General features: G+C 48.0%; 19 protein-coding genes. 15 read left to right on the plus strand and 4 right to left on the minus strand.

All coding sequences use genetic code 11. From position 1 onward, the window contains the following. Window positions 1-6 precede the first annotated feature (6 nt). From PP175_RS06405 to PP175_RS06425, 5 genes are all read left to right on the plus strand, one after another. Complete coding sequence (locus tag PP175_RS06405) at window positions 7-771, plus strand: enoyl-CoA hydratase/isomerase family protein (RefSeq protein ID WP_272441963.1); 765 nt, start codon at window positions 7-9, stop codon at window positions 769-771. A gap of 34 nt (window positions 772-805) precedes the next feature. Continuing rightward, window positions 806-1657 carry a 3-hydroxybutyryl-CoA dehydrogenase gene (locus PP175_RS06410; protein ID WP_272441964.1) on the plus strand — a complete coding sequence of 284 codons (852 nt, stop codon included), beginning with the start codon at window positions 806-808 and terminating at the stop codon, window positions 1655-1657. Further along, window positions 1654-2343 carry an alpha/beta fold hydrolase gene (locus tag PP175_RS06415; RefSeq protein WP_272441965.1) on the plus strand — a complete coding sequence of 230 codons (690 nt, stop codon included), beginning with the start codon at window positions 1654-1656 and terminating at the stop codon, window positions 2341-2343. Before PP175_RS06410 ends, PP175_RS06415 begins: the two co-directional genes overlap by 4 nt. Window positions 2344-2520: 177 nt before the next feature. After that, window positions 2521-3546, plus strand: a complete 1026-nt coding sequence (locus PP175_RS06420; RefSeq protein WP_272441966.1) for a phosphodiester glycosidase family protein — start codon at window positions 2521-2523, stop codon at window positions 3544-3546. After that, window positions 3543-4247 carry a hypothetical protein gene (locus PP175_RS06425; protein WP_272441967.1) on the plus strand — a complete coding sequence of 235 codons (705 nt, stop codon included), beginning with the start codon at window positions 3543-3545 and terminating at the stop codon, window positions 4245-4247. Before PP175_RS06420 ends, PP175_RS06425 begins: the two co-directional genes overlap by 4 nt. Window positions 4248-4316: 69 nt before the next feature. On the opposite strand, the gene PP175_RS06430 is transcribed toward PP175_RS06425, so the two are convergent. Beyond that, window positions 4317-4547, minus strand: coding sequence for a hypothetical protein (locus PP175_RS06430; RefSeq protein ID WP_272441968.1), 231 nt, complete (start codon window positions 4545-4547; stop codon window positions 4317-4319). Window positions 4548-4779: 232 nt separating this feature from the next. Here PP175_RS06430 and PP175_RS06435 point away from each other — a divergent pair, with 232 nt between their 5' ends. Both PP175_RS06435 and PP175_RS06440 read left to right on the plus strand, forming a co-directional pair. Beyond that, the gene (locus PP175_RS06435; protein WP_272441969.1) at window positions 4780-4971 is read left to right on the plus strand and encodes a hypothetical protein; all 192 of its coding nucleotides are present in this window, start codon (window positions 4780-4782) and stop codon (window positions 4969-4971) included. A 160-nt stretch (window positions 4972-5131) separates the two neighbouring features. Beyond that, window positions 5132-6190: an HD-GYP domain-containing protein gene (locus PP175_RS06440; protein ID WP_272441970.1), complete on the plus strand. Its 1059-nt coding sequence runs from the start codon at window positions 5132-5134 to the stop codon at window positions 6188-6190. A 111-nt stretch (window positions 6191-6301) separates the two neighbouring features. On the opposite strand, the gene PP175_RS06445 is transcribed toward PP175_RS06440, so the two are convergent. Beyond that, window positions 6302-7711: a TerD family protein gene (locus PP175_RS06445; RefSeq protein ID WP_272441971.1), complete on the minus strand. Its 1410-nt coding sequence runs from the start codon at window positions 7709-7711 to the stop codon at window positions 6302-6304. Between the two features lie 158 nt (window positions 7712-7869). On the opposite strand from PP175_RS06445, the gene PP175_RS06450 reads away from it, so the two are divergent. From PP175_RS06450 to PP175_RS06485, 8 genes are all read left to right on the plus strand, one after another. Further along, window positions 7870-8964, plus strand: a complete 1095-nt coding sequence (locus PP175_RS06450) for an HpcH/HpaI aldolase/citrate lyase family protein (RefSeq protein ID WP_272441972.1) — start codon at window positions 7870-7872, stop codon at window positions 8962-8964. Then, window positions 8915-10357 (plus strand): phosphoribosyltransferase family protein, encoded by a 1443-nt coding sequence (locus PP175_RS06455; RefSeq protein ID WP_272441973.1) that lies wholly within the window; start codon window positions 8915-8917, stop codon window positions 10355-10357. Before PP175_RS06450 ends, PP175_RS06455 begins: the two co-directional genes overlap by 50 nt. After that, on the plus strand, window positions 10326-11471 hold the full coding sequence (locus PP175_RS06460; RefSeq protein ID WP_442870425.1) for a cysteine protease StiP family protein: 1146 nt from the start codon (window positions 10326-10328) through the stop codon (window positions 11469-11471). Before PP175_RS06455 ends, PP175_RS06460 begins: the two co-directional genes overlap by 32 nt. Continuing rightward, the gene (locus PP175_RS06465) at window positions 11468-12304 is read left to right on the plus strand and encodes an HAD family hydrolase (protein ID WP_272441974.1); all 837 of its coding nucleotides are present in this window, start codon (window positions 11468-11470) and stop codon (window positions 12302-12304) included. Before PP175_RS06460 ends, PP175_RS06465 begins: the two co-directional genes overlap by 4 nt. A 72-nt stretch (window positions 12305-12376) precedes the next feature. Next, window positions 12377-12982, plus strand: a complete 606-nt coding sequence (locus PP175_RS06470) for a TerD family protein (protein WP_272441975.1) — start codon at window positions 12377-12379, stop codon at window positions 12980-12982. A 39-nt stretch (window positions 12983-13021) separates the two neighbouring features. Further along, entirely contained in the window at window positions 13022-13603 is a 582-nt protein-coding gene (locus PP175_RS06475) for a TerD family protein (RefSeq protein WP_272441976.1), read from the plus strand. A gap of 38 nt (window positions 13604-13641) precedes the next feature. Further along, window positions 13642-14223, plus strand: a complete 582-nt coding sequence (locus PP175_RS06480; protein WP_272441977.1) for a TerD family protein — start codon at window positions 13642-13644, stop codon at window positions 14221-14223. 111 nt (window positions 14224-14334) lie between these two features. Then, entirely contained in the window at window positions 14335-15069 is a 735-nt protein-coding gene (locus tag PP175_RS06485) for a TerC family protein (RefSeq protein WP_272441978.1), read from the plus strand. 47 nt (window positions 15070-15116) lie between these two features. Here PP175_RS06485 and PP175_RS06490 read toward each other — a convergent pair whose 3' ends face one another. Together PP175_RS06490 and PP175_RS06495 are read right to left on the minus strand one after the other, a co-directional pair. Next, entirely contained in the window at window positions 15117-18212 is a 3096-nt protein-coding gene (locus PP175_RS06490; RefSeq protein WP_272441979.1) for an efflux RND transporter permease subunit, read from the minus strand. Next, the gene (locus PP175_RS06495; RefSeq protein WP_272441980.1) at window positions 18209-19543 is read right to left on the minus strand and encodes an efflux RND transporter periplasmic adaptor subunit; all 1335 of its coding nucleotides are present in this window, start codon (window positions 19541-19543) and stop codon (window positions 18209-18211) included. The genes PP175_RS06490 and PP175_RS06495 overlap by 4 nt, the downstream gene beginning before the upstream one ends. Window positions 19544-19667: the final 124 nt, after the last annotated feature.

A 19667-nucleotide genomic window follows, 5' to 3' on the forward strand; every position in this document is an offset into this window, starting at 1 on the left:
ATGTTTATGGCACAAGTTACATGGCAACTCGAAAATAATATTGGGATTATTACCATTGATTCGCCGCCGGTGAATGCGCTGAATCAGGAGGTGCTGGCCCAGCTTTCTGAAATTGTTGACGGCATTACGGACGATGTAAAAGCTGTCATCGTCACAGGAGCCGGTGAGAAGGCGTTTGTTGCCGGTGCTGATATTAAGGAATTCCCGCAGATGAAGCAGCAGGAAGGTGAAGCACTTTGCCACAACGGGCAGGCCATTTTCAATAAAATCGCGGCGCTTAAACAGCCTGTTATTGCCGCTGTTAACGGTTTTGCACTGGGTGGCGGGCTGGAGCTGGCGCTGGCCTGTGATTTCCGCGTGGCTTCCCCTAAGGCCAAACTGGGCCTGCCTGAGGTAAATCTCGGCGTTATTCCCGGTTATGGCGGCACGCAGCGGCTGGCACGCCTGATAGGCCCTGGCAAAGCGAAGCAGTTGATCTTCTCGGCCGAAATGGTAACAGCCGAAGAAGCCTACCGTATTGGGCTGGTGGAATCCATTACAGATGGCTCGGCGCTCGATGAAGCTAAGGCCTGGGCAGGTAAGATTATAAAACGTGGTCCACTTGCTGTGCAGGCTGCTAAACAGGCAGTGGATAAAGGCCTTGAGATGCACCTGGCTGACGGGCTGAAGCTAGAAGCCAAACTGTTTGGCGAGATATGCGGTACAGAGGATAAAAACGAAGGTGTGGCCGCTTTCTTTGAAAAAAGAGAACCGGTTTTCCGAAGCAAGTAAAAATCAAGCAGCATATAAAGGGAGAAGTGAGCGAATGGCGAAAAAGGTGGGGATTATCGGCTTTGGCACCATGGGTTTCGGTATTTCCCAGGCGGCACTTGAGGCGGGCCTGGAGGTTATTGCAGTAGAACAGCAGGAGCAGTTTTTTAACCGGGGCCTGTCAGAAATGCAGAAAAACTGGAACCGCTCCATTGAAAAGGGCCGCTTGACTGCTGAGAAAAAGCAGCAGATGGAGGGCGCATTAACCACGACAACCGATTGGAAAAGATTGGCGGACGTGGACGTGGTGATTGAAGCCGTCAGCGAAAATATGGATTTAAAGAAAGAAGTTTTTCGTAAGCTTGACGGAGTTGTGAGACCTGAAGTTGTTCTAGCCTCCAATACATCGGGCCTAAGCATCACGGAAATAGCCAGTGTAACGGCACGGCCGGAAAAAGTAATCGGGGTTCACTTTTTTAACCCAGTTCCTGTGATGAAGCTGGTGGAACTGATTCGCGGTGAAAAGACTGAAAATGCTACATACGAAACGGCAAGGCAACTGGTTGAAACGCTAGGCAAAGAATCCATTGATGTAACAGAAGCCCCGCTTTTTTCCGTTAACCGGATCCTTGTTCCGATGATCAATGAAGCGATTTTTGTCCTTGCTGAGGGTGTGGCCAGCGCTGAAGATATAGACAAAGGGATGAAACTGGGAGCGAACCATCCGATTGGGCCGCTGGCACTCGCCGACCTGATTGGGCTCGATACACTGCTGTATGTGCAGGATTCGCTTTTTGAAGAAACGCAGGATTCTAAATACCGGGCAGCGCCGCTGCTGCGCAAGCTTGTCCGGGCAGGCGATCTCGGCAGGAAAACGGGAAAAGGGTTTTATACGTATTCAAAATGAGCGCAGACCAAATAACCTATCTACTCATCCACGGGGCAGGAGGAACCAAAAGTAAATGGCGGGCGCTGGCCCCCCTTTTGGGTGATCGCGTAAAGGCAATAGACCTGCCGGGGCACGGCGCCAGTAACCTGCCAGTCATGTCTAGCATCGTGTCTTATGCCGAAGCGCTTGCAGAAGGGGTACAGGGTGACAAGGTCGTTATCATTGGCCATTCGATGGGTGGTTTGGTAGGAATAGAATTGGCCGCCCGTTGCCCGAATATCGAGGGGCTCGTGCTGGCAGCCAGCCATTATAAATTGCCGGTTCACCCGAAAATTCTGGAAGATCTCCAAAAAGGAACGTTTCCGGAATCCCTTTTCTATGCCTCTTACAGCAGGGAAGCCGATAAGGATTTACTCCAGCAAGAGAAACAGGAGATTGCCTGCAATCCAATACAAGCTGTACACAGTGATTTTGCGTGCTGCAGCACGTATGATGGAGAGAAAACGTTGGCGTCTATTTCCATGCCTATTCTAGCTCTGTACGGTGCAGAGGATCGGCTGCTCCCACGTGGTTCCGAAGAAGCCATACAACGGGTGAACAACGGTGTTAACCCTGCTTTCGTCGATCATGCAGGTCATTATGTTATGTTAGAGCGGCCGGAAGAAACGGCCAAGATTATTTTGGAGTTTGCCAAAACGTTATAGAAGAAGATAGGATAGAAAGCGGGGCTGCTGGCCCCGCTTTTTTCTGCTTTTCACAAATTTATGAAGGATTGTCGCAGATTGTCGTAGATTGTTTATCGACTTATGCATTATAATTTGATAGGGAGCCTATCTACTTGTTGTAAAGCAAGATGCATTTTAGGGAGTTGATTTCAATACATGTCTGAAATACAGCGAGAGGCGGGCATGCATGCTGGCCTTCCTCTTTTGCGGGCGCAGAAGAAGCCCAGAAGATTATGGAAAGTATTATTGGGTTCGATATGTTTAACTATATATTTTATCCTTTCAACTGCAGCTGCCGTTTTATACGGCCCTTTTGAGAATTTAAGAAGAACCGTCATCGGGGCTGTGCTCACCAGCCGGCATCCGCAGTATATTGAACCTTTCTACTCGGCCGCCACGTTAAAAAAATACCGGCCGATTTCGATTGATGCAATGAGCGTTGGTTCGATGCAGACGAATAACTATTCTCAGGTCCATGATAATGGCATAGAAGTCGTGCCGATTTCAACATCTAAATACTCCGGCAGCCTGCTTATTATTAATGACCCGAAGCGCGTGCATGTTGCTGTCACAAAATATTTAAATGATGTGGGGCAGACTGTGAGCGATATGGTGAAGCAGGAGGGGGCAGTTGCGGGCATTAACGCTGGCGGCTTCTATGATATCAAAGGACATGGAACCGGCGGAATGCCAACCGGCCCGACTTTTTCACGTGGAAAATATATCGGGGGAGCCACCGGTTCTGCCGATGCTCTTCCAATGATCGGTATTTCTAAGGAAGGCGCCCTCGTTGTTGGAAAGTATAAATTAGATGATTTAAAGACGCTTGGCATTTCGGATGCTGTTTCATTCGGCCCTCAGCTAGTAAAGGACGGGCAGCCATATTTAAAAGAAAGCGATGATTCATGGGGAATTGCACCGCGATCTGCCATTGGTCAGCGCCAGGACGGAGCCATCCTGCTTCTGGCACTGTCAGGACGGGGGCAGCAGGGCATTGGTGCAAGCCTGCTTGACTGTGAAGAAGTGATGCTGGAGAACGGCGCAATTATTGCCGGAAATCTCGATGGCGGGTACAGTACAGAGCTGTACTACAAAAATGACTTTCTTGTAGCTCCTTCAAATCCGCTTGGTGAACGGTATGTTGCAACGAGTTTCATTGTGGATGGAGTGAAGGGGCAGTGAGCCATAACCAAACGAAGCGCTTTGGAGCTAAGATATGGATCATTCTATTCATTGTTCTTTCTGTTATCCAATTCGGAACGCTATTCGGGGTTGACCGGTTTTTAAAACCTCCATCGCTTCAAGCGGTTGCGAAGAAAACGCCGCAACCTCTAGATGTCCCCGCACAGAAAGATGCCATGGCACCTCCGTTTAACGCGGTTAAATCGGCATTAACGGATGACAAGAGGTACGTTGCTTACACAACGAGTGATGATCGTTTGTTTATTGAAAACAAACAGCAGGGCATCTCTTTTAACCAGATCGTGGGGAAGGTTGCCTATATGCAGTGGCTTGGGCGTTCCAACACGCTGTTATACTTTGTGCAGGACAGTTCACTTAAAGGCTATTTACTGCAGCCGGGTGGAAAAGATCCTGTTGAAGTATATGAATGGCTTGGGACAAAGCGGGAGGTAAAAAATATATACTTCTCACCTTATCTGGAGTTTTTCTATATCGAAATGAGACATGATCAGACAAGTGAAGTATATAAATATAAAGCAAGCGGGGGCATTACAAAATTGCCGCTCGGTTATATCGATATTGATCATATTGAGTATGATCCAAAGGCGGATGTACTATTTATTAGTACAGTTAGCGGAGAAACATTCAAATACAGGAATGACAAACTCTATCAGGCTGATGGCACAAGAGTCTATCGATAGTAGGATGATATATGGAAAAAGCCGGCGCTTCTGCACCGGCTTTTTTTACGACAGCTGTTTCAAATTATTCTACCAGCCATATTCTTCTTTAGCTGGATTTCGTCCAGGGTCTTTAGAAATATAAATAACGCCTCTCTCCGAACCATATATCCACTCAGTCGCAATTTCCACTTCCTTTACTGGTATGCGAAGAAAATATGGCTCTTCGAGATAGCCAAAGGATTCTCCATACGTATCCAGCAGAATTTTGCCGCTCTGCATCATATAAACCGTAGTCGTAACACCTGTTGCTGGGATCATGTTTATACCCCCTTGACTATCAAAAATAATAGAGAAACCCAGTAAAGTTATTAGAATATTTTATAAGCAAGTATAGCATAAAAATGGGCATGCGTGTGTTAAATAAATCCATAGTTTGATAACCGGAACAAAATTAAGCCCAATGATACATAGACTTGCGCTCTATATATCCTTGATCCGCTTGCTAGTATAATAGAGGAAACATATACCTAATAGAGCAGGGGGATTATCAATGGGAGCGGGTAGCCAGAATACGTTAAACAGCACAACAGCGCGGGAGGATGATTTACTCGTATACCGGAGAATTCGCGAATATCTTGCCGAATATCCCCGTGCAAACGCAATGCAGATCGCCAATGCGACAGGTGTATCAATCAGCAAAATCACACGGTATGTGAGAGAAGGCGGATTGGTATTACGATAAATACAAGAAGATCAATGTCATTCTAAACCGATCTCGTCAGGTCGGTTTTTTTGATGCCCTGTTTATTTTACACAGTATAAATAAGTAGTTCAAACGTCTTCATATTCATGGTAATATGGCAATAAAAGACCGTTGGTTTTAAGGGGAGGAAGAGACATAGATGCGCCATACTTCAATCGAGAGCGTTGAGTCCGGGCAGGTGCTTGGAAAAAGCATTTACACAAGTGATGGACGGACGCTGCTGCATGCTAATGTGCTGTTAACACCTATGATGATTACCCAGCTGCGCCGAATTGGCGTCACGATGCTCTACATAAAAGACAAGCATTTTGCAGATGTGCATATTGAGGATATGGTATCGGAGAAAACCAGAAGGGAAACGCTTTCTCAGGTTTCTGAATCCATGCAATGTGTGCAGGATGGGAAGAATATCGACATGAAAAATGTAACCAAGACGGTAACAAACATGGTCGACGAAATCGTGGGAAATAAAAACATTCTTCTCCAGCTGGATGATGTGCGCACAAAAGACAACCACCTGTTTATTCATTCGTTAAACGTCTGCATGACGTCAACTATTATAGGCATCAATCTGGGATATAACGCGGATAAGCTGCGGGATCTGGCGCTTGGGGCCCTCTTCCATGATATAGGAAAAGTTGTCAAAGAAAATGATCCGATACGGCGAAATACAGATAAAAAAGACCAGGAACACCACGCGTGGGTAGGGTTTAATGTTCTTCGAAAAAAACATGAATTGAACCTTGCGTCCGCACATGTTTCACTTCAGCACCACGAACATGTAGATGGAACCGGTTTGCCGCGCGGCTTAAAAAACGATGAAATACACGAATATGCTAAAATTGTAGCAGTCGCAAATTATTACGATAACTTAATTTCGGAATTCAGCAGCGAGCCTACTTACATGCCTTACCAGGCCAGTGAATTTATTATGGGATTAGCAGGCCGCCATTTTGACCACACGATCACGGTTAATTTTTTACGATCGATTGCTCTGTATCCGACAGGAACCTCTGTAAAATTAAATACTGGCGAAATAGGCGTAATAGTTGGCCAGCATAAAGGATTGCCATCCCGGCCAATTGTTCGTGTCATCAGGAAAAAAAACGGGGATTCGTTTAATTTTGAAGAACCTGAGGTTAAAGAAATTGATCTGGCAACAGCAACTACTATATTTATAGAAGAAGTACTGAACTAAGAAAAGGGCCTCCTGCCGGGGGCCCTTTTCGTATCCAAATAGTACAGATAAGGTTACTGCTGGCACTGCAATCAGGCGCACAACCAAATTTTCTATGACCTTACTTAAGAGTTATTCGATAAACTCTGCCGGATTCAGATAGAGTTCCCGGCATATCTCGCTTACAATTTGTTTTTCCTGTGGGTCAAAGCTGCCATCAGCCATGCCAATCGCACAGCATAGCCGGACAACCAGCCGGGCAGCGTCCGGTTTACCTTTTATTTTACCCACGGCACGCATAGCCTCTGCTTTGGCCAGCATTGGATCAGATTGAAAATTGCCGGTAAAGTGATTGAACCTGTCAATCACTTTAGCCATATCAAAGGCCCGCAGTTCTTCAACCTGCTGGATAACTTCGACCATTTTTTGCTTTTCCACCTGGCTGATGACGCCATCAGCAGACGCCACGAGTGCACAGCCTGCAACCACGGCATCAAGCATATCTTGCCCTTTGTAGCGGTTTATCAATTCACGAGCCCGCTCCTTCTGGGTGTTCATCCATTTCATGTAATCAGCTGCTTCAGTCGACCATTTATTGCCACATCTTGCACAGGTGAATTCTAATTTCTTGCTTCCAAGAAATCCGCCCAACAGACCAATAGGTCCGAAGATTAGCCCGCCAATAGCCGCCTTTCCGAAGCCAAAGCCTTTTTTGCCGCTGATAATTTGGGTGGAGCCGCAACGCGGGCAGCGGGCCATATCGCCACTATACATGTTCCCGTTAGGCGTTGAAGGAGACGATGAACCGCCATATGGCGTATTGTAAGCCTGCGGGGGTTGCGAACTTGTCCAGTCATGAACCCCCGGCGATTGCCAGCCGCTTGTGAACGGCTGATTAGGATGGCCTGCCTGATTAGGCTGATACCCTTCCTGGAACGGCTGCTGCCAGGAAGTCGAGGCCGTTGCCGGGAACTCGTCCACTTCCAGGCCATAGTTGCGGCACAGCGCACCAAGCCCGCCCTGAAAACCGCTGCCCACAGCATTAAACTTCCACTCACCCTGGTAGCGGTAGAGTTCAGCTGTCACGATTGCTGTCTCGATCGAAAAATCTTTTCCCAGATCATAGCGAAGGAGTTCCTCGCCGTTCTCCTCGTTAACAATGCGCACATAGGCCTGCGCAACCTGTCCGAAACTCTGCCGGCGCTGTTCGGCTTCATGAATGGTGATGGTGAAGGCAATTTTATCAATGTGCTGCGGTATGGCATGCAGGTCAATAAAAACCTGTTCATCATCGCCTGAGCCAATGCCCTGTCTTTTATCGCCACTGTGGCGCACTGCGCCATTCGCGCCAAGAGGATTGTTATAGTAAATAAAATCATGATCACTTTGTACTTTACCGGAAGGTCCAAGCAAAAAAGCAGACGCATCAAGATCAATGGATTGCCCCCCGGCATTCCATCCTAGCCCTACTACAATTTTCCTCAATACGGGATGTGTTTTGGTTAGATCGACTTTTTGCCCTTTGCTTAATCGAACGGCCACGCTGCATCAACCTTTCTATGTAAGAGTTGCCTTCACTGATTCTTCAATATTCATACGTAAAAAGCGGGAATTGGTTGCAGGGGGGTTTCAAAAGTTTACAAACTGGTATACAATACCATTTTAACAGAGAGTGCACTAAAGCAAAAGGAGGTTCTGCAGTGCGATACTTTGGCTATTTGCCACCACGTGTATTAGAAGACGTGTTTTACATTCCTCCTTTACCTTATACCCGCGACATGGATAAAGAAACGCTTGCCTACGCAGTCGGAGCTCTGCTCTATATGCCGGCTAACCGGGCAAGAATTGCCAGCGACATTATAACCCGAAGACACGAAGGTTTCCAATCAGCTGTTCTCTGCCTGGAAGACGCTGTAGGGGACTTGGAGGTTGACGGGGCAGAGGGGACGCTTCTCAGGCATATAAAAGAAATTGGCATAGCGTTTGAAAAGGGACGATTAACTGAGCTGGAACTCCCCCTTTTGTTTGTCCGGGTGCGATGCGTGGAGCAAATGCAGCGCCTTGCAAACCAATTGGGCAAGGAGCAGCTTGAACTGCTTACAGGCTTTGTTTTCCCAAAATTCTCGTCTGGTAACGGTGCAGCCTATTTTGAGACGCTTGAAAATGTGAACAGGCAAATTTCCCGCAGGTTATATGCCATGCCAATTTTGGAATCACCTGCCATTATTTATAAAGAATCACGAATAGACGAACTGCTGGCGATAAAAAATTTGTTGGATATTTACCGGGACAGGGTGTTGAATGTCAGAATAGGCGCTACTGATTTATCAGGAATCTTCGGCTTGCGCCGCGGTAACAGTATAACCATTTATGATGTGGCGGTTATACGCGACTGCATCGGTGATATTGTCAATGTATTTGGCCGCGGTCCCGATCCATATGTGATCGCAGGCCCTGTTTGGGAGTATTTTGGTGAGGACGTGTCAGGTCTTTTACAAGAAGTTAAAATGGACAGAGCCAATGGGCTGGTAGGAAAAACAGTGATCCATCCTGACCAGCTGCAAGTTGTTCAGTCTTGCTATATAATCGGCCGCGAGGAGTACGCCGATGCATGCAGTATTATGGAGGCGTACAGCAGTTCAGGAGCGAGTAAAAGTCCTTACCATAATAAGATGAACGAAAGTAAACCGCATATGGCGTGGGCAAAAAAGGTGCTGCGGCAGGCACAAATATACGGGGTGTTTCATGAGGGAGAAAATGAACGCAGTCTGCTTACCAGAAAGCTATACGTATAATATTCTTCCGGGTCTTGGCGTGGAGGTTGAGGTGGAGCACAATCCATACACAATTCCGCTGGATGTGATGTTTTCCATGGCAGCACGGAAAAATAAAAAGCGCAGGTTTTTATTTGTCAGCCAAATACTGGGCAAACATATTCCGGTTGATCCGATGATTCCCATTACTGGAGGTCGGCTTCTTGCGGCCAGATTTATGCAGGAAATATGCGGGAAAGACGATATTGAGACGGACGCTCTTGTGCAAAAACTGCTTCATCCCAAAACGCGCAACACGGACGCTGATTTTATCGATCCGCCTGCTTTTGAGCTTGCGCAACAAATGCTTGTCATCGGGTTTGCCGAGACGGCCACAGCGCTGGGGGCTGCATTTTTTGATTCATTTGCTGGACAAGCCCGGTACATACATACTACACGTGAGCGGATAAAAGATTTTCAGCCGCAGATTTCTTTTGAAGAAGAACATTCACATGCAACATCCCACCGCTGTTACCCAATTGATCCAAAATTTTTAGCAGGGAGCGACCCGGTTGTGCTGGTGGATGATGAAATCACGACAGGCAAAACCGCGTTGAACATCATTGAGGAGCTTCATGCACACTACCCGCGCAGCGAGTACATGGTTGTGTCGCTTTTGGACTGGCGTTCCGAGGCGGATAGGGCGCGATTCTCTGCAATGGAGAGGCGGCTGGGCGTGCGGATCCGTTGCATCTCACTCATCTCCGGGAAAATAGAGGTGCAGGAAAATACAACAGAAGACGTTTCAGATTCTCTTATTTTGGATGGCCCTATACCGTATTCCTGTCTTTCTTCCGGGATTAAAGAAAACTCAACCCTAGATGCGTACAACCTCTCATTTTCTAATAGGTTGTCCCTTGTCTCAACCAATGCGGCAGGTACGGAAAAAAGCGTTCCCTATGTACAGGCAACCGGCCGCTTTGGCCTAACGTCGCAGCTATCCAAAACCACAGCCAGGGAGATCGCGCATGCGGCAGCTTTCTTAAAGAAAACTCGCAGCGGTGGCAGAACGCTATGCATGGGCACAGGCGAATTTATGTACCTTCCGATGCAGATTGCGGCCCAAATGGGCGAAGATGTTTTCTACCAGTCCACCACACGAAGCCCGATATATCCAGCTTACAGGCAAGATTATGCGGTCCGTACTGCTTATTGCTACCCCAATCCGGAAGACCCCGCGGTGCTTCATTATTTCTACAACGTTGAGCCCGGGATGTACAGCGAGGTCTATTTTTTTATGGAACGAAAGGTGGACCAGCAGAGGATGGAGGCCTTGTACCAGGTGTTTCGTTCTCTGCGTATTCCACGTCTTTCTATTGTTACCTTAAGCCACAGCGGAAGGGATGAAGACGGTGACCTTTACCCGAATGACTAATCACCCTGTTTTGCCTCATCCACAGCCAATCGGAAGCTATGCGCCGGATGATGCCATTTTCGTTCTTAAAAATATCGGCGAATCCCTTAACGAGAGCAGCACAGAAGAGAGGGAAAGGGCGGTACAATCGGGTGCCCATTACTCGGAAATGCTGCCTCAGGAATATAAGCCTACTGATGAATACATGAAGATTTTCTACACATCGCTTGCACAGACTGCGCACAAGCTCGCTGAGACGGCAGCTGTAGCGGCCGAACGAATCATTCAGCAGCGCGGTACTAATCTGGTGCTCGTATCGCTGGCGCGTGCTGGCACACCCATAGGCATTCTGTTTAAACGCTACATTCACCTGCGGTTTGGCATTTCCCTCCCCCATTATAGTGTTTCCATTATTCGGGGAAAGGGTATCGATGAAAATGCTATTTTGTATATTCTTCAGCAGCACCCTGATCGACAGATTCAGTTTGTCGACGGCTGGACAGGCAAGGGTGCGATTACAAAAGAACTTAGAGAAGCGTGCTCGTTGTTTCAAACAAACCACGGCATAAATCTATCAGCGCAGCTTGCTGTTGCCGCTGATCCCGGCCACTGTACGGAGTTGTACGGGACTCGCGAGGATTTTTTAATTCCCAGCGCGTGCTTAAACGCTACCGTGTCCGGGCTTATCAGCAGAACTGTACACCGCAGTGATATTATTGGGCATAATGATTACCATGGCGCTAAGTTTTATACGGAATTGCAAAAAGAAGATGTTTCTGGCTTTTTTGTTGAAACCATTGCCCGGTTATTTCCGTATACGATAGAGAAGGCCATAATACAGGCGAATAATTATCCGCTTGATCTGGCAAGCTGGAAAGGTATGGATGATGTTGCCAGAATCGGGCGGCAGTTCGCCATCCCGGATGTTAACCTCATAAAGCCGGGTGTTGGAGAAACGACGAGGGTGCTGCTGCGGCGTATCCCGTGGAAAATACTTATCCATCCTGAAAGGGTTCATAACCTTACCCATGTGCTGCAGCTTGCTCATGAACGCCAGGTGCCGCTTGAAACGTACCCGGATATGTCCTTTTCATGCTGCGGGTTGATCAAGTGTATCGGGGGAGGAGAAACATGATTTTTGCCAGCGATCTCGACAGGACACTGATATATTCACGACAAGCCTTTGGTCCAGGCGAGACGGACAGCCTGCGCCCGGTTCGCTTGATAGAAAGCAAGCAGGAACAGGAAATTTCCTTTATGACAGAGAAGGCGGTAACTGAGCTTAAAGAATTGGCAGACCGCATCCAATTTGTTCCGGTAACCACACGCACCCTGGAACAGTACCAGCGCATTAGCCTATTTAGGGAAGAAATTAAACCTTTGTATGCGATCACGAGCAATGGGGGACATGTGCTGGTAGATGGCAGGATCGATGAAGAGTGGCAGTGGATAATGAAGCAGCGGCTGGAAGACAGTTGCATGTGTATGGAAGAGATTGTGGGCCGCTTCGAAAAAGATCTCATGCATCCGAATTGGGTGTTTTCTTCCCGGTCCGCTGACGGATTATTCTATTACTGTATCATTGAACGCGAGCTTGCTCCTCTGTTTGAATTGCAGCAATTTCAACAATGGCTGGGCACATGCGGCTGGCTGCTGTACAGTCACGGCCGAAAGCTGTATGTAATCCCTGAAGCGGTCAATAAAAGAGATGCCGTTGATTTTGTAAAGATGCGGTCGGGGGCCATGCGAGTGGCTGCCGCCGGTGATTCTGTATTGGATCTGGACATGCTGCATCAGGCGGATGTGGGAATCAGCCCGCTTCATGGGGAAATCTACCAACTGGGGTTAGGCGTGAGGGGAAGCTCGTCGATCATTTTTACCGAGCAGCAAGGAATTCGGGCAGCCGAAGACATATTGCGATCGGTCAACGCGTTCACAGGTCACGGAACAACACAAGCTGGCTTTTAACAGGCTTGCAGGATTTTGGCGCTCCAAAAAGAACTGGTTTGTAATACGTACATATAGAGGAGGAAGATTTTCTTGACTATTTCTCTGCAAAAAGGGCAAAAAATTGATTTAACAAAAGGGAATGCGGGCCTATCCAAAATTTTGGTCGGATTGGGATGGGACCCGGTTAAACGCGGTGGTAGCGGATTATTGGGCGGCCTATTTGGCGGTGGCGGCCAAAATATTGACTGTGATGCATCAGTTATCATGCTCAATGAGCAAAATAAGATAACTGCGAAGGAAAATATTATCTATTTTGGTAATCTCCAGAGCAAAGATGGAAGCATTCGTCATACCGGAGATAATCTGACAGGTGACGGCGAGGGAGATGATGAACAGATAATTATCGAGCTCTCCCGCATCCCGGCTCAGATTCACAAGCTGGTTTTTGTTGTAAATATATATGATTGCCGGAATCGCAAACAGGATTTTGGCATGATCCAGAATGCGTTTATCCGCGTGGCTGACATGGCCAATAGCAAGGAATTGCTGCGCTTTAACTTAACGGATAATTATGCAGGCCGGACGACGCTTATTGTTGGCGAGGTATACCGCCATAACGGCGAATGGAAGTTTGGCGCTGTTGGCGAAGGCACCAATGATGGATCATTGGGTGAAGTTGTCCAGCGATATCAATAATAACCATACATAACACACAATTAAAGGAGGCCTTTTATCATGGCAATTAGTTTATCAAAAGGACAAAAAGTAGATTTAACAAAGACCAATCCGGGTTTAACAAAAGTAGTGGTGGGTCTTGGCTGGGATGTAAACAAATACGATGGCGGAAATGATTTTGACCTGGACGCTTCCGTGTTTCTTTTAGATGCCAACGGCAAGGTTTCGAACGAGAAAGACTTTGTTTTCTATAACAATCCTCAGGGCGGTGGCGGATCAGTCACCCATACAGGAGATAACCGGACTGGCCAGGGCGATGGCGACGACGAACAGGTTAGTGTAGACCTGAAGTCTGTACCTGCTTCAATCGAGAAAGTTGCCTTTGCGATTACGATTCATGATGCGGATGCACGCAAGCAGAACTTCGGACAGGTTTCCAACGCCTATGTGCGTATTCTGAATGATGAAAATGGACAGGAATTAATCCGCTATGACCTTGGTGAAGATTTCTCAGTGGAGACGGCTGTCGTTGTCGGAGAACTCTACCGCCACGCCGGCGAGTGGAAATTCAGCGCCATCGGAAGCGGCTATCAGGGCGGGCTTGCCGCCTTATGCCGCGATTATGGCCTGCAGGTTGGCTAATCGTTTTTTAATCATGGAACGCTACAGGAGGGATAGCTGTGTCGATTAGTTTAAGTAAAGGGCAGCGCATTGACCTTACAAAAACCAATCCGGGATTGAAAAAAGTCATCATCGGTCTTGGATGGGATATTAAGCACTACGATGGAGGTTTTGATTTTGATCTGGATGCTTCCGCTTTTCTCCTGGGGGCAGACGGCAAGGCAAAGAGCGAACAGGATTTTATCTTCTATAATAACCTGCAGGGCGGAAATGGATCGGTTGTTCACACCGGGGATAACCGGACAGGTGAAGGAGATGGGGACGATGAGCAGATCAAGATTGACTTCTCAAAGGTTCCTGCCCACGTGGACAAGGTGGCCATTACCGTTACGATTCACGACGCACAAGCGCGCGGCCAGAATTTTGGGCAGGTTGTGAACTCATTTGTCCGTGTCGTTAACGAGGAAACTAACCAGGAGATTATGCGGTATGACCTGGGTGAGGATTTCTCGATTGAGACAGCGGTTGTAGTCTGTGAGCTGTATCGCCATAATGGAGACTGGAAATTTAACGCAATCGGCAGCGGGTTCCAGGGCGGCCTTGCAGCTCTATGCGCCAATTATGGTCTGCAGGCAGGCTGATTGAAACCCTTAGAAAGGATGCCGGTAGTGTAACTCTTTCCGGCATCCTTTTTCACGAGTAACATCGTATTACAATAAATAGCAAATATTAGTTGGAGGTCATTTTACTAAATGGATGGATTCTTAGCCGGGTTGATACACACGTACAGCCAGTTTTTTTCACTTCACGAGCTTGTAGCAGAGCTGGCCAACCCTGTAAGCTGGGGCTATATTGGCTCCTTAATTATTCTGGAAGGTCTGCTTTCAGCAGACAATGCACTCGTACTGGCCGTTATGGTAAGGCATTTGCCTAAGAACCAACAGAAGAGGGCTCTCTTCTACGGGATTTTAGGCGCCTATATTTTCCGTTTTATCGCCATTGGAATTGGGGTTTACTTGACGCAGATTTGGTGGATTAAAATTGTCGGCGGCGCTTATCTGCTCTGGCTTTCGCTCAAGCATTTTCTTGGCAAAGACGGCGGGGATGATGATGTTCAGGAGACGAAAAAGTCGTTCTGGGGAACTGTGCTTGCTGTTGAATTGATGGATATCGCCTTTAGTATTGACAGCGTGCTTGCCGCGTTTGGCGTAAGCAACAAAGTCTGGATCTTATTTATGGGCGGAATTCTCGGGATCCTGATGATGCGCGGCGTTGCTCAAATCTTTCTTAGGCTCATTGAAGCCGTGCCGGAGCTTGAGACAACCGCTTTTGTATTGATTGCGATCATTGGGGTCAAAATGATTGCCGGAGCATTTGGCTTCGAGCTGCATGACCTGTTGTTCTTCGGTATCCTGATCGCTGTATTCCTGGGTACTTTTATTGTTCACGCTGTTCGAAAAAGATCTGCTGAAAGCAAACAAAGTTAAGTTAAGAAAGCTGCCGGGATTTTTGTCCCGGCAGCTTTTTTGCTTGTTTACAATGAAATAGCAGGTGGTTCCTGCTTTTTTTTCTGGCTTCGTTTCATCTTGCGCTGTGCGAGTACGGTATATAGAGAAGGAACGACTACGAGCGTAAGCACCGTAGAGAAAATAAGCCCAAAAATAATGGTCATTGCCAGCGGCCGAAACAAGACGTCATTGGACACGGCAAGCGGGGTCAAGCCGGCGACAGCCGTCATGGTGGTTAGCAGGATAGGGCGCAACCTTGCTTCCCCGGCTCTGATGACCGCCTGTTTAAGTTCCACTCCATCACGGCGGGCTTCCTCAATGAACTCAATTAACACGATGCCGTTTCGGACAACGATACCGGATAATGATATCGCACCCATCATTGTCATGAATCCGAGTGGTGTCTGCGTAATAAACAAACCGATAAGACTCCCGGCAAATGCCAAATAAACGGTGCTCATGACAAGAATAGGCAGGGAAAGCGAGTAAAACTGCATGGCAATTAAAATGACAATGAGAAAGACAACGATAATAGAGAGTTTACCCAGGCTGATAAAAATATCCGTCTGTTCCGAGGTCTCCCCGCCGATTTCCCAGCGGTAGCCTTCAGGCATTTTTAGAGCAGAGAGCTTTGGTTTTAATTCACTAATAACATCTGTCGCCGTGCGCCCGCTTACGTCACTGGAAATCTCCACATCCCGTGATAGGCTTCGATGCGGAATATTCTGTATGGTAAATGAAGGGATGGTACTGACCAGTTCCGACAGCGGGATTTGCTGGCCGCGGGAATTTGGAACAGTCAACTGTTGTATGGCACCGAGGGCATTGCCGTCATTCTTGCTGGCATACAGCTTAATGTCGATTAAATCGCTGCTGTCATCGAACTGGTCTACGGTAAGTCCCTCGCCGGCAAGTCGAAGCGTTCGGGATAAATCAGAATAGCTGACCATCTTCTGATCCATTATATCTTTCTTCACATGAAACTCCAGCGCATATCGCTCGATGCCGAAATCGTCATTGATATTCCGAGTGCCAGGCAGCGAAGCAATCGTTTCCTTTATCTGGTTGGAAAGTTTGCGAAGTGTTGGAATATCTCCCCCATATACGCGCACAACCACCGGATCCCCCACGGGTGGGCCGGCGCTTAATTCCTTAGGCGTAATTCGGACTCCAGGGAACATCGGCTCCAACGCAGCTGTCCAGGGCGAAACCACGTCCGATGTTTGGACCACCTTCCTGTCTACTGTAACAACGAGCTGTGCAACCTCTATTCCGTCTCCAGCTCCCGTATCGCCGCTGAACATCTTAGGAGCGCTTCCGCCTGTATAAGAGGCAACGGATAGCACCCCTTTCTGTTTTAACAGCCATTGGCTGGTCTCTAATGCCACCCGGTTGGTAGCTTGAAGGTTGCTGCCAGTCGGCGTACGAAGATTAACGAGCAGCTCAGCCCGGTCGGCTTTCGGGAATAGCTCAATAGGCAGCAGGGGGATTAAGCCGTAAGCTGCTGTCCCGAGTAAAATACCGGCTAGCCCTACGTTTAAGGGCTTATTAAGCATGCGGGGCATCAATCGCCCGGAATACCACCCTGTAAGCGAGGCTAGTTGCTTCCCGAGAAGCCCGGCCGGTTTTCTTGGGATGGTTGCGGCCGCAGTCCTTGCCCTGGATTCCCGCCATCTTCGGAAAATTGGAATGATCGTAAGTGACATCAGCATAGATGCTAGCATGGTAAGCGAAATGATAACCGGAATCGGCCGGATAAACTGGCCGGCATTCCCCTGAAGAAACAGCAGGGGGCCAAAGGCTGCGATGGTGGCCAGTGTTGCGGTAAGGATTGAAATGGACACTTCTTTCGCTCCGTGTGTAGCCGCCGTTTCAGGATCTTCACCAAGTACTTGCAATCTGCGTTCAATGTTGTCGTTTACGACGACTGCATCATCCACGAGGATCCCTAGTACAATGATCAACCCAACGATGGACATCTGGTTGAGTGTAATGCCAAGTGAGGGCAGAAACATCAGCCCAAGTGCTAGGGAAATCGGTATGGCAAGCGCCACCACAAGCGAAGTCGTGAGGTTGAGGCCAAGTGTACAGACAAGCAGCACCGCCCCTACCGCGATTAGCATTTCGCGGGTTAAATCTGAGAAAAGCTCATGCACGCGCTCATTTTGTGAATAAATCGAGTCTACTTTTGCCCAGGTGGGTAGCGATTTTTTTAACCCGGTCATAGCATTATCCACTTTGCTTTGAATCGTTGGCACATCGCTGCCAACCTCTGCATTTATGCTAAGCGTTATCGCCGGGCGTCCATTCTGGTAGGCATAGTAGTCAACTTTTTTGGTTGTCTCTTTGACTGTGCCGATATCCTGCAGGTATATCGGGTAACTTTCCGGTGTGCGGGAGACAATGACGCGATTCAATTCATCTGCATGATAGTTATCCGGAAGGTACAGTTGATACGTTCTGGATCCCACGTCAAAGTTGCCCAGCCCAACTTTATCATTTTCGGCCTTAATGGCGTTTAATACCTGGCCCCATGAAAGTCCATAGCGGGCCAGCTTTTGGGTATCAATTTCTGCCCGAACCTCTTTGTCCGGGAGTCCATCCAGCTTCACATCTGATACGCCAGGAATGGTGCGAAGCTGGTCCTTCCACGTTTTTAAAGTATTACGCAAGCTGTACAGCTGGTCAATGCTGGCCGCAGAAATGTTAAAAGTTTGGATAAAAGTGCGGTTTAAATCATCGTTTATAACCGGCTGTTTCGCATCCGGCGGGAGATCTTTTTCTGCATCCTTGACCTTTTTGCGCAGTTCATCGAACTTCGTCTTCGGATCAATTCCATCCTTTACTTCGACGACAATCGTGGAAGCCCCTAATGTGGATTCTGACCGGATGTTCTTCAGGCCTTGAATTTCATTCACTTTCTCTTCGATCTTCTTCGTAACATTCTGCTCCACTTTTTCAGGGGATGCTCCTGGGTAAACGGTAACGACGGTAGCAACATTGACGATGATATCCGGCGTTTCCTGGCGGGGCAACTGAAAAAAGGTTAAAAAGCCCAACAGTACAATCATGGTAAAAAAGAGAAGCGTTATTTTCTGTTTTCGGATCACATAAGAAATCACGGCTTTTGGGTACCTCCACTTGAACGGGCGTCAATTGCATCGCCGTTAAAGAGGCGATCCGCTCCTTTCGTTACAACAGATGCTCCGTCGTACAGGCCGGATGTAATTTCAAGCTTGTTGTTTACCAGCGTGCCAATTGTTACAGGTGTCTGAACCGCTTTTCCTTTGTTATTGATAAAAACATAGGGATGGCTCCCTGTGCTAATAACCGCTTCAACCGGTAGGAAAATACCTTTTGTTTCCTTAAGTTTTCGCTCTGCGAAAACAACCTGACCGGCATACCAATCTCCAGCCGGGTTTGGAATATGTACTTCGACGTTAATCGTTCCTGTGCTGGAATTCGTTGAAGGATAGATTTTGCTTACCTTTGCCGATCTGGATTTGCCATAAAGCGTGAGCGTAACGGCATCACCAATGTGCCAGTTGTCAATTTCGCTGTCAGGAACCGGCAGAAGCACCTTCAGTGGATCGATACTTGCAATCCGGTATACAGGCGTGCCGGGTGTGATGAGCTGGCCAACGGATGCCTGTTTGTCCACAATTACGCCTGCGATCTTTGAAGTCAGGGTTGTTTTCGCGAGGGTAAGCTGCGCCTGCTCGGATGATAAAACCGCCTGGTCTCGCCCGGTTTGTGCCTGTTGCTGGGCGGCTTGTGCTTGTACTAAGGCAGCCTGGATCGCTCTGCGCTTTTCCGGGCGGGTGCCTTCCATTACCAGAGAATAGGCCGCGCGTGCATTCTCTAAATCTTTCTGCGCATTGGAAGTCTTGTATACCGCATCATCATAATCCTTCTGTGAAAGAGCGCCCTGCCGGTACAGGGCTTCAGCACGCTTACGGTCACTATCCGCTTTCAGGTAAGCATCATTGGCTCTGTCTAGAGCCAGTTTAGCCTGGGCGCGCTCCTGCTCTCGTGCTCCATTAGCCGTCTCATCGATGGTTGCCTGGGCCGATTGAATACTGGCACCGGCAGATTGCAGGGCCGCATTCGCGGTGTCTATAGCGGAATTTGCTTTCTGCGATTGCAGTTCGTAATCAGAACTGTCCAGTCTGGCAAGAACCGTTCCCTGGCTGACCCTATCCCCGATTGCCGCTTCGGTGCTCACAATACGGCCGCCAACCTCAAAGGAAGCGAGGGTTTCTTCAGACGATTGAAGGATGCCGGATAAGCGGGTGTACTGCGCTCCTGCTTCCGAATGAACAGTGGACACCTCTACAATTTTTTTCTCCTTTCCTGCTGCCGCAGCCGCTCGCTCGACCGCTGTACTTGAGCCACATCCTGTTATGCCCGCTAACGCCGCTGTCATGACAATCGCCATCCGCTTGTGCTTCACAAAACCACCTCACATGAATTTAGTCTTACAAAAATAAATAGTTACAAAATCCTAAACTTTTATCAGAAAACGTTGAATCTTAAGGTATATGTTACTATAATTAAATCAACAAGAATAGGTAAAA

Source organism: Aneurinibacillus sp. Ricciae_BoGa-3, from assembly GCF_028421645.1.
GTDB lineage: Bacteria > Bacillota > Bacilli > Aneurinibacillales > Aneurinibacillaceae > Aneurinibacillus_B.

Excerpts from the sequence above, each read along its gene's own strand:
- PP175_RS06405 (WP_272441963.1), top strand. The coding sequence starts at position 7 with ATGGCACAAGTTACATGGCAACTCGAAAATAATATTGGGATTATTACC.
- PP175_RS06410 (WP_272441964.1), top strand. The coding sequence starts at position 806 with ATGGCGAAAAAGGTGGGGATTATCGGCTTTGGCACCATGGGTTTCGGT.
- PP175_RS06415 (WP_272441965.1), top strand. The coding sequence starts at position 1,654 with ATGAGCGCAGACCAAATAACCTATCTACTCATCCACGGGGCAGGAGGA.
- PP175_RS06420 (WP_272441966.1), top strand. The coding sequence starts at position 2,521 with ATGTCTGAAATACAGCGAGAGGCGGGCATGCATGCTGGCCTTCCTCTT.
- PP175_RS06430 (WP_272441968.1), bottom strand. The coding sequence starts at position 4,547 with ATGATCCCAGCAACAGGTGTTACGACTACGGTTTATATGATGCAGAGC.
- PP175_RS06435 (WP_272441969.1), top strand. The coding sequence starts at position 4,780 with ATGGGAGCGGGTAGCCAGAATACGTTAAACAGCACAACAGCGCGGGAG.
- PP175_RS06440 (WP_272441970.1), top strand. The coding sequence starts at position 5,132 with ATGCGCCATACTTCAATCGAGAGCGTTGAGTCCGGGCAGGTGCTTGGA.
- PP175_RS06455 (WP_272441973.1), top strand. The coding sequence starts at position 8,915 with ATGAGGGAGAAAATGAACGCAGTCTGCTTACCAGAAAGCTATACGTAT.
- PP175_RS06460 (WP_442870425.1), top strand. The coding sequence starts at position 10,326 with ATGAAGACGGTGACCTTTACCCGAATGACTAATCACCCTGTTTTGCCT.
- PP175_RS06465 (WP_272441974.1), top strand. The coding sequence starts at position 11,468 with ATGATTTTTGCCAGCGATCTCGACAGGACACTGATATATTCACGACAA.
- PP175_RS06475 (WP_272441976.1), top strand. The coding sequence starts at position 13,022 with ATGGCAATTAGTTTATCAAAAGGACAAAAAGTAGATTTAACAAAGACC.
- PP175_RS06485 (WP_272441978.1), top strand. The coding sequence starts at position 14,335 with ATGGATGGATTCTTAGCCGGGTTGATACACACGTACAGCCAGTTTTTT.